The sequence below is a fragment of the Devosia sp. genome (assembly GCF_017307565.1).
GTDB lineage: Bacteria > Pseudomonadota > Alphaproteobacteria > Rhizobiales > Devosiaceae > Devosia.
In genome coordinates this window covers 1-8,469 of sequence record NZ_JAFKHD010000215.1, presented here as the reverse complement: position 1 = coordinate 8,469, position 8,469 = coordinate 1, and the positions used below count along the sequence as shown (strand labels likewise).

Below are 8,469 nucleotides of genomic sequence, written 5' to 3'. Positions count from 1 at the left end.
AGTGGTGCGAGCCGGCTGTCTGGATGACCTGGCCGAAGGGGGCGAAGGCTTCCGGGGTTAGCGGTTCGATAAAAATGGTGCGGTCTGTCATGGGTCAGAACGGCAGCTTGGCGTGGCGGTTGACGTCTTTATAGAGCAGGTAGCGGAAACGCTCCGGCCCGGCATAGCAGGCCTGTGGGCAGAAGGCGCGCAGCCACATGAAGTCGCCGGCCTCGACTTCGACCCAGTCGCGATTGAGCCGATAGACGGCCTTGCCCTCGAGCACATAGAGGCCGTGCTCCATGACGTGGGTTTCCTCGAACGGGATCACGGCGCCGGGCTCGAGGGTGACGATGTTGACGTGCATGTCGTGGCGAATGTCGTTTGGTTCGACAAAGCGCGTGGTGCCCCAGGTGTCCTTGGTTCCCGGCATCCAGCGGATCGGCTGTTCGCGTTCGTTGGTAACGAAGGCTGTTGGGATGTCGATGCCTTCCACCACCTCGTAGCGCTTGCGTACCCAGTGGAAGCTGGCCGGTTCGGTGGTGCGGTTGGCGAGGGCCCAATGCGTGCCGGGGGGCAGGAAGGCGTAGCCGCCTTCTTTCAAGACATGGGGTTGGCCAGCGATGGTGAGGTGCAACTGGCCTGAGACGACGAAGACGACGCCTTCGGCTTCCGGATTCTGCTCTGGACGTTCGCTGCCGCCACCGGGCGCGACTTCGACGATGTATTGCGAGAAGGTCTCGGCAAAGCCGGAGAGGGGCCGGGCGATGACCCAGAGGCGCGTTTCGCGCCAGTGAGGCAGGTACGAGGTGACGATGTCGCGCATGACGCCGCGCGGGATGAGCGCATAGGCTTCATTGAAGGTGGCGCGGCCGGTGTGAAGGGCCATCTGCACGGGCAGGCCGGCAGCGGGGGTGGCGTAAGTGTTCGTCATGGCTCGGCTATCGGTAGGACGTTTCCCTGAGAGACTAGAGCCATCTGCCGGGCGAGGCCAAGACCCGGCGGGGATTTATTCGCTGAGCTCCACTTCGCGCTTGAGGCGGCTGAGCATGCTCGCCGCATAGGCGGCGTAGGGGCCGATCCAGCGCTCGTGGATGGCGTGGACAGGCAAGGCGTCGAGATGGTTCCAACGCTCGCGGCCGCGACGTTCGGCGACGACGAGGCCAGCTTCTTCGAGCACGCCGAGATGCTGCATGACAGTGCAGCGGTCGAGTTCGGGGAAGGCGGTGCAAAGTGTGCCGGTGGTGGCTGCGCCGGATTTCAGCACGTCGAGCATGCGCCGCCGGATGCGGTGGCTGAGGGCCTTGAAAATCAGGTCGTCTGCGTCGTCTGTTGACATGTTATATTTTTATAACATATGATTTTGTGGGTCAAGCGAGAGGAGCAAGAAAATGCGTGCTGTGGTCAGCAAAGGGCCTCGTCCGAGCCCGGAATTTTCGGTGTCGGGCCGGATCAGCAAGCCGGTGCATGAGGTGTTCGAGGCGGTGGCCGACCCGAAAAATTTGTCGGGCTATTTTACTACGGGTGGTGCCAAGGGGCGGCTGGAGACAGGCGCGACGGTCACCTGGGATTTTCACGATTTTCCGGGTGCGTTTCCCGTGCAGGTCGTCGAGGTGGTGCAGGACGAGAAGATCGTGCTGCGTTGGGCTGCGGCGGACGGAACGGTAGAGGCGGGGAGCTACGACACAACGGTAACGATGACTTTTGCGGGGCTCGAAGGCGGACGTACGCTGGTGACCATTGCCGAAAGCGGCTGGCGCGACAATGCCGCGGCGCAGAAGGCATCATATGGCAATTGCGAGGGCTGGACCGGGATGCTCTGCGCCATGAAGGTTTATCTTGAGCACGGGATCAACCTGCGGGAAGGATTCTACAAGTAGGGATAAGTCGCTGGATTTGCGCCCTTAATTTATGTTCCGTCGTCACCTCCGGGCTTGTCCCGGTGGTCCCCGGCGGAGGTGAGATGGATTGCCGGGACAAGCCCGGCAATGACGACGGAAGGGTCGGCTCGGGGCGGTGGCTAGGGCAGCAATGCCTTGAGCCTTAGCAGGGCGATGCGCTCGACCTGGGCACAGGCGGTGGCGAGTTCTTCTTCGGCGCTATTGGCTATGCGCTTTTCGAAGGCTTGGAGGATGCTGGCCTTGGTGTTGTCGCGGACGGCGATGATGAAGGGGAAGCCGAATTTCTGAACATAAGCGGTGTTGAGCGCGGTGAATTTTTCGCGCTCGGCGTCGGTCAGGGCGTCGAGGCCGGCTGAGGCCTGCTCGGCGGTGGAGTCGGCCGTGAGGCGCTTGGCGGCGGCGAGTTTGCCAGCAAGGTCGGGATGGGCGCGGAGGACGCCGAGGCGTGCTTCGGGTGTGGCGGCGCGGAACTGGGTACGCAGTGCGAAATGGAGGCCGACGGCGGTGTCATTGGCCGGGGCCAGTTCATCATCCCAGGCGCGTTCGGCGATCCAGGCGGAGTGCTCGAAGATCGAGCCGTAGCGGGCGACGAAGTCGGCGCGGTCGAGCTGGCTGGGGACCGCTTCGGGCGCAACGAACGGGTGCTCCCTGGCCCAGTGTTCGGCGATGGCAAGACGAGTCGGAACCCAGACTTTGTCGAAAGTCCTGATGTAGTCCACGAACTTCTTGAGGCCCTGGAAACGACCTGGCTGACCAACGAGGCGGCAGTGAAGGCCGAGGGACATCATCTTAGGGCTGCCGGCTTGGCCTTCGGCGTAGAGGCAGTCGAATGTGTCTTTTAGGAACTGGAAATATTCCTCGCCATTGTCAAAGCCCGGGCCGGTGACGAAGCGCATGTCGTTGGTCGAGAGGCTATAGGGGATGATCAGCTGCGGCTTGCCGTGGATGACTTTCCAGTAGGGAAGATCGTCGTCGTAGGTATCTGAAATGTAAGCGAAACCGCCTCGCTCGGCGACGAGATCGACGGTGTTGAGCGACGAGCGGCCGGTGTACCAGCCGAGGGGGCGTGAGCCGGTTGCCAAGGTGTGGAGGCGGATCGCTTCGGCGATCTGAGCACTCTCCTCCCCGGGCGGCATGTCCTTGTGCTGGACCCACTTGTAGCCGTGGGAAGCGATTTCCCAGCCGGCGTCCTGCATGGCGGCGAGCTGTTCGGGTGCGCGCATCAGGGCGGTAGCGACGCCGTAGATAGTGACCGGTAGATTGGCCTCGGTGAAGAGGCGATGGAGGCGCCAGAAGCCGGCGCGGGCGCCGTATTCGTACATGCTCTCCACATTGGCGTGGCGCTGGCCGGGCCAGGGGGCGGCGCCGAGGACGTCGACGAGGAATGCCTCGGAGGCGGCGTCGCCGTGGAGGATATTGTTCTCGCCACCCTCTTCGTAATTGAGCACGAATTGCACCGCCACATGGGCGCCGCCCGGCCAGTTCGCATTGGGAATGTTGCGGCCATAGCCTTGCATATCGCGGGGGTAGCGGTTCATCGGGGACTCGTGAGTGGTCGTAAAACGCATGTAGCGTAACTCTATGTGCGCGAGTTGCGCTAGCTGTCACACCGGGAATGACGCGCTGGGTGTGTGTGTCGAGATTCAGATCGCTCCCGGTAACTGCAGGTCTTCGAAATAGCCCTTGGCGTGGTCGAAGAAGATGGCGGGGGCGAGGTGGAGCGAGCTGCCGGCGCGGACCAGGATGCCGAAGCGGTTGGTGGGCAAGCCGCTGTCGCTCAGTGGTTTGAAGATCAGGCGGCCATCGGCGATTTCGTTCTGAGCGCCGATAGGGGTCATGATCGAGAGGTAATGGCCGCCAAGGGCCAGCTCGACCAGCATGCGGATGGAATTGACCTCTACCATGGGTGGCAGCATGGCGCCCGAGCGGCGGAGGAAGGGTTCTATCACTTCGCGGATGGAGATTTCCGGGCGAGCGACGGCGAGCGCGTGGTCGAGGCACTGGTCCATGGTGAGGTTTTGCGCCGAGGCCAGGGGGTGATCGGGCACCATGACGGCGCCGATGTGTACGTCGCGGCGGAAGGCGATATCGACCTGGCGAGGGGGCTTGGCGATGAAGCCGAAGCCGATGTCGACGCGCTCTTCGACGAGACGTTCGACGACCTCGCTGGATGAGACGATCGATAGATCGATGGTGAGGCGCGGATAGCGCTTGCCGAATTCGGTGATAAGGCGGGGCAGGAAGGAAAGACCGACGCTTTCGACGGTGCCGATGCGGACGACGCCGGCGCGGACGCCGCGCAAAAGTTCGATTTCGGATACGGCGGCTTCCATGGGGGCGGTAAGGCGTCTCGAATGGCGGAAGAGGATTTCGCCGGCGGGCGAGAGGCGCATGCGGCGCTTGTCGCGGAGGAAGAGGGTGATGCCTAGGGCGTCTTCGAGCTGGGCGACCTGGCGGGTCACGGCGGAGGAGGCGACGTTTAGGCGGCGGGCGGCCTCGCGGATGGACAGGTGGGTGGCGACGGCGTTGAAATAGAGCAGCGATGGCTGGTGGAAGACGCGGGCGAGGAGGCCGGCGGACAGGGCGTGTTCACGGGGGCGTTCGGCGGTCGGGCTCTTGTCGGTCATGATGGGACTTGCTGTTGCCGTTTCGGCAGCATAGTGCTTCCAATTTGAGAGTATCAAGAGCAGATTCAGGGTTCTATGGTGCTCTTCGGGGAAACGAATTGCGCGTGTCGCACCGAAACGGCCCCACGTTCGGGCGGCATGCATAGGAGCAGCATATGGCCGGCGGACGCCTTACCACTCACGTTCTCGACACGATGGCGGGCAAGCCGGCGCGCGGCATGCGCCTCGAACTACACTTCGTGCACGGCGACCACACGCATCACCTTGGCGACAGCTACACCAATGCCGATGGTAGGGTGGATCAACCGCTCCTGGCCGACGACCAGTTCCAGCAGGGCGAGTTCGAGATCCGCTTCCATGTAGGGCAATATTTTGAGCGCATCGGGGTCGAGATCGAGACGCCGTTTCTTGATGTGGTGCCGATCCGTTTTACGATCTCCGAGGACAAGCACTATCACGTGCCGTTGCTCGTGAGCCCCTTCGCCTACTCAACCTATCGGGGGAGCTGAGCCATGGTGGAGGTCGCGAACGCCATTCGGTTCCTCCTCAATGGCGAAGAAATCACTCTTACCGATGTCGCGCCGGACCTGACGCTGCTCGATTGGCTGCGGCTGGAACGGCGACTGCGCGGGTCGAAGGAAGGCTGCGCCGAGGGCGATTGCGGGGCCTGCACGGTGCTGGTCGGGCGGTTGGTTGGCGACGAGGTCATTTATGACTCGGTGACGGCCTGTATCCGGTTCGTGGGCAGTCTCCATGGCACGCATGTCGTCACTATCGAACACCTGCGCGGCGAGAACGGTGCGCTGCATCCGGTGCAGCAGGCGATGGTCGATCACCATGGGTCGCAGTGCGGGTTTTGTACGCCCGGCATCGTCATGAGCCTTTATGGGCTGTGGATGCGTGAACCGAGCCCGACGCGACCGGCGATCGAGAAGGCGCTTCAGGGTAATCTCTGCCGTTGCACCGGTTATACGCCGATCATTCGCGCGGGCGAGGCGATGGGGACCTATGGTCAGCCGCAGGGCGATGTGCTGTGGGCTGAGCGGATTGCAGTCAAGGATACGATCAAGTCGATTAATGATGGGCGTCGCGTCGTCATTGGCGAGGGCGATAAGCAGATCATCGTTCCGGCGAGCCTTGATGATTTTGCTGCCGTCTATGAAGCCAACCCGAGTGCGCGGATCGTCGCCGGTTCGACCGATGTCGGGCTTTGGGTGACGAAATTCATGCGCAATATCGGGCCGGTGATCTTTATCGGTCATCTGCAGGAATTGAAGCGCATTGCCGAGAATGCCAGTGAAGTGCGGTTTTATGCCGGGGTGTCCTATTCGGAAGCGCTGCCGGTCATTCAGGCGAACTTTCCGCAATTGGGTGAACTCTGGAACCGTATTGCCGGCGAGCAGATCCGCAATATGGGGACCATCGGCGGGAACATCGCCAATGGCTCGCCGATTGGCGATACGCCGCCGCCGTTCATTGCGCTGGGGGCAAAGCTCAGCCTGCGGCGGGGCGAGCAGCGGCGCGAGATCAAGCTTGAGGATTATTTTGTCGCGTACGGCAAGCAGGATCGGCAGCCTGGCGAATTCGTCGCGAGCGTGACACTGCCGCTGGTGCCGGCGGGCGAAAAGTTTGCCACCTACAAGATTTCCAAGCGGCGCGAGGAAGACATTTCGGCGCTGTGCGGGGCGTTCCGGATTTTCGTCAATGATGCTGGCGTTGTCGACATGGCGCGGATTGCCTTTGGCGGCATGGCTGCGACGCCGAAACGAGCCAAGGCGGTTGAGGCGATGCTGGTCGGCAAGCCCTGGACGATGGAAACGGTTGAGGTGGCCTTGGCTGCGTTTGCTGAGGACTATCAGACGCTGACCGACATGCGGGCAAGTGGCGAGTATCGTCTGCTCAGCGCACAAAACCTGCTCAAGCGGTTCTTTCTCGATACCACTGGCCAAGGCCAGCGGCTGCAGCGCGAGGTGGCGTGATGAACAAGCCGGTTTCGATCGCCCAGCCGCAATTGCATGTGTCGGTAAAACACGATTCCGCCATCAAACAGGTGGCGGGCAAGGCCGATTATATCGACGATCTGCCCGAGCCCGAGGGCATGCTGCATGCCTATCTCGGGCTCTCGACGAAGCCGCATGCCGATATCCTGTCCATGGACCTCGATGCCGTGCGCAAGGCACCGGGCGTGGTGGCGGTGCTGACGGCTGAGGATGTGCCGGCGGAAAATGATGTCAGCTCGGTGCACAAGCATGATGAGCCGGTGTTTGCCACGACGCGCGTCGTTACCTGGGGGCAGCCGCTGTTTGCGGTGATCGGCGAGACGCGCGATGCGGCGCGGCGGGCAGCAAAACTGGCAAAAATCGAATATGCCGAACTGCCGTTCTTCACCGAGATGGAAGATGCCATTGCGGCGGGGAGCAAGGTGGTCACTGAGCCACTAAAGCTCGAGCGTGGCGATGTGGCGGCGGGAATGGCCGCGTCGCAGCGCCGGGTCAAAGGGCAGGTGCGGATCGGCGGGCAGGAGCACTTCTACCTTGAGAGCCAGGTGGCGCTGGCCGTGCCGGGGGAAGACAATGAGCTGACGATCCACTGCTCGACCCAGCACCCGACCGAAATTCAGGTGATCGTGGCCCAGGTTCTGGGCATTCCTCATGCTGCCATCACGGTCAATATGCGCCGCATGGGCGGTGGCTTTGGCGGCAAGGAAACGCAGGGGAACCTCTTTGCGGCGGTCGCCGCGATCGCAGCCAAAAAGCTCAATTGCGCGATCAAAATCCGGCCGGATCGCGACGACGATTTCCAGATTACCGGGAAGCGTCATGATTTTCTGGTCGACTATGATGTCGGCTACAATGACGACGGAAAAATCCAGGCGGTGACGGCGACCTTTGCGGCGCGCGCTGGCTATGCCGCGGATCTTTCGGGTCCGGTGACCGACCGGGCGCTGTTCCATTGCGACAATGCCTATTGGTATCCGTCGGTGCGGGTCAACTCGCTGCCGCTCTTTACAAATACGGTGTCCAATACCGCCTTTCGCGGTTTTGGTGGGCCGCAGGGGATTATCGGGGCGGAGCGCTGGATCGAGGATATTGCCTATGCGCTGGGCAAGGACCCGCTCGAAATCCGCAAGGCCAATTTCTATGGCACCGACACCAATAATGTGACGCCCTATCACCAGACCGTAGAGGACAATGTCATCCACCGGGTGATTGCCGATCTTGAGGAGAGTTCGGACTATTCTGCGCGGCGCGCGGCTATTCTTGAGTACAACAAGACCAGCCCGGTATTACGCAAGGGTATCGCCATGGTGCCGGTCAAATTCGGCATCTCCTTCACTGCTACCTGGCATAATCAGGCCGGTGCGTTGATCCATGTCTATCGCGATGGTTCGATCCATCTCAGCCATGGTGGTACCGAAATGGGGCAGGGGCTCCATATCAAGGTGGCGCAGGTGGTGGCCAATGTGTTTGGTGTGCCGGTCAGCCAGGTGCAGATCATGGCGACCAATACCGGCAAGGTGCCCAATACCTCGGCGACTGCTGCGTCGTCCGGCACTGATCTCAATGGTATGGCGGCGCAGGATGGCGCGAACCAGATTAAGGAACGGATGACGGCACACGCTGCCTTCATCTATGAGGTCGAGCCCAAGGATGTGCATTGGGTCGATGGCGGCGTGCAGGCGGGCAAGCAGTTCGTGTCGTTTGCCGAACTCGCCACGTCCTGCTGGATGAACCGCGTGCAGCTCAGCGCTGCGGGTTTCTACAAGACGCCGAAGATCCACTGGGATCGGGCCACTGGGCGGGGGCGGCCGTTTTACTATTATGCCTATGGCGCAGCGGCGGCCGAGGTGACCATTGATACGCGTACCGGCGAATATCAGGTGGATCGGGCCGATGTGCTCGAAGATGTCGGCCGTTCGCTCAATCCGGCGAGTGAGATCGGTCAGGTCGAGGGTGGCTTTG

9 protein-coding genes are annotated in these 8,469 nt (G+C 61.9%); 4 read left to right on the top strand and 5 right to left on the bottom strand.

What is annotated here, in order from left to right:
• The 3 genes from J0I64_RS06890 to J0I64_RS06880 all read right to left on the bottom strand — a co-directional run.
• Positions 1-91: ureidoglycolate lyase (locus J0I64_RS06890; protein ID WP_291406858.1), on the bottom strand; the 91-nt coding region annotated here is incomplete at its 3' end.
• A 3-nt stretch (positions 92-94) separates the two neighbouring features.
• Positions 95-913, bottom strand: coding sequence for a bifunctional allantoicase/(S)-ureidoglycine aminohydrolase (locus tag J0I64_RS06885; RefSeq protein ID WP_291406857.1), 819 nt, complete (start codon positions 911-913; stop codon positions 95-97).
• 75 nt (positions 914-988) lie between these two features.
• The gene (locus J0I64_RS06880; protein ID WP_291406856.1) at positions 989-1,318 is read right to left on the bottom strand and encodes a metalloregulator ArsR/SmtB family transcription factor; all 330 of its coding nucleotides are present in this window, start codon (positions 1,316-1,318) and stop codon (positions 989-991) included.
• 52 nt (positions 1,319-1,370) lie between these two features.
• Here J0I64_RS06880 and J0I64_RS06875 point away from each other — a divergent pair, with 52 nt between their 5' ends.
• Positions 1,371-1,859, top strand: coding sequence for an SRPBCC domain-containing protein (locus J0I64_RS06875; RefSeq protein ID WP_291406855.1), 489 nt, complete (start codon positions 1,371-1,373; stop codon positions 1,857-1,859).
• A gap of 140 nt (positions 1,860-1,999) precedes the next feature.
• Here J0I64_RS06875 and puuE read toward each other — a convergent pair whose 3' ends face one another.
• Together puuE and J0I64_RS06865 are read right to left on the bottom strand one after the other, a co-directional pair.
• Positions 2,000-3,418: an allantoinase PuuE gene (gene puuE / locus J0I64_RS06870; protein ID WP_291406854.1), complete on the bottom strand. Its 1,419-nt coding sequence runs from the start codon at positions 3,416-3,418 to the stop codon at positions 2,000-2,002.
• A 105-nt stretch (positions 3,419-3,523) separates the two neighbouring features.
• A complete protein-coding gene (locus J0I64_RS06865) occupies positions 3,524-4,507 on the bottom strand; it encodes a LysR family transcriptional regulator (protein ID WP_291406853.1) in 984 nt (327 codons plus the stop codon).
• Between the two features lie 155 nt (positions 4,508-4,662).
• Here J0I64_RS06865 and uraH point away from each other — a divergent pair, with 155 nt between their 5' ends.
• From uraH to xdhB, 3 genes are all read left to right on the top strand, one after another.
• Positions 4,663-5,016 (top strand): hydroxyisourate hydrolase, encoded by a 354-nt coding sequence (uraH, locus tag J0I64_RS06860; protein WP_291406852.1) that lies wholly within the window; start codon positions 4,663-4,665, stop codon positions 5,014-5,016.
• Positions 5,017-5,019: 3 nt separating this feature from the next.
• Entirely contained in the window at positions 5,020-6,486 is a 1,467-nt protein-coding gene (gene xdhA / locus J0I64_RS06855) for a xanthine dehydrogenase small subunit (protein WP_291406851.1), read from the top strand.
• A partial coding sequence (gene xdhB / locus J0I64_RS06850) for a xanthine dehydrogenase molybdopterin binding subunit (protein WP_291406850.1) occupies positions 6,486-8,469 on the top strand: 1,984 nt, incomplete at its 3' end. The genes xdhA and xdhB, both read left to right, overlap by 1 nt.

Excerpts from the sequence above, each read along its gene's own strand:
- J0I64_RS06885 (WP_291406857.1), bottom strand. The coding sequence starts at position 913 with ATGACGAACACTTACGCCACCCCCGCTGCCGGCCTGCCCGTGCAGATG.
- J0I64_RS06880 (WP_291406856.1), bottom strand. The coding sequence starts at position 1,318 with ATGTCAACAGACGACGCAGACGACCTGATTTTCAAGGCCCTCAGCCAC.
- J0I64_RS06875 (WP_291406855.1), top strand. The coding sequence starts at position 1,371 with ATGCGTGCTGTGGTCAGCAAAGGGCCTCGTCCGAGCCCGGAATTTTCG.
- puuE (WP_291406854.1), bottom strand. The coding sequence starts at position 3,418 with ATGAACCGCTACCCCCGCGATATGCAAGGCTATGGCCGCAACATTCCC.
- J0I64_RS06865 (WP_291406853.1), bottom strand. The coding sequence starts at position 4,507 with ATGACCGACAAGAGCCCGACCGCCGAACGCCCCCGTGAACACGCCCTG.
- uraH (WP_291406852.1), top strand. The coding sequence starts at position 4,663 with ATGGCCGGCGGACGCCTTACCACTCACGTTCTCGACACGATGGCGGGC.
- xdhA (WP_291406851.1), top strand. The coding sequence starts at position 5,020 with ATGGTGGAGGTCGCGAACGCCATTCGGTTCCTCCTCAATGGCGAAGAA.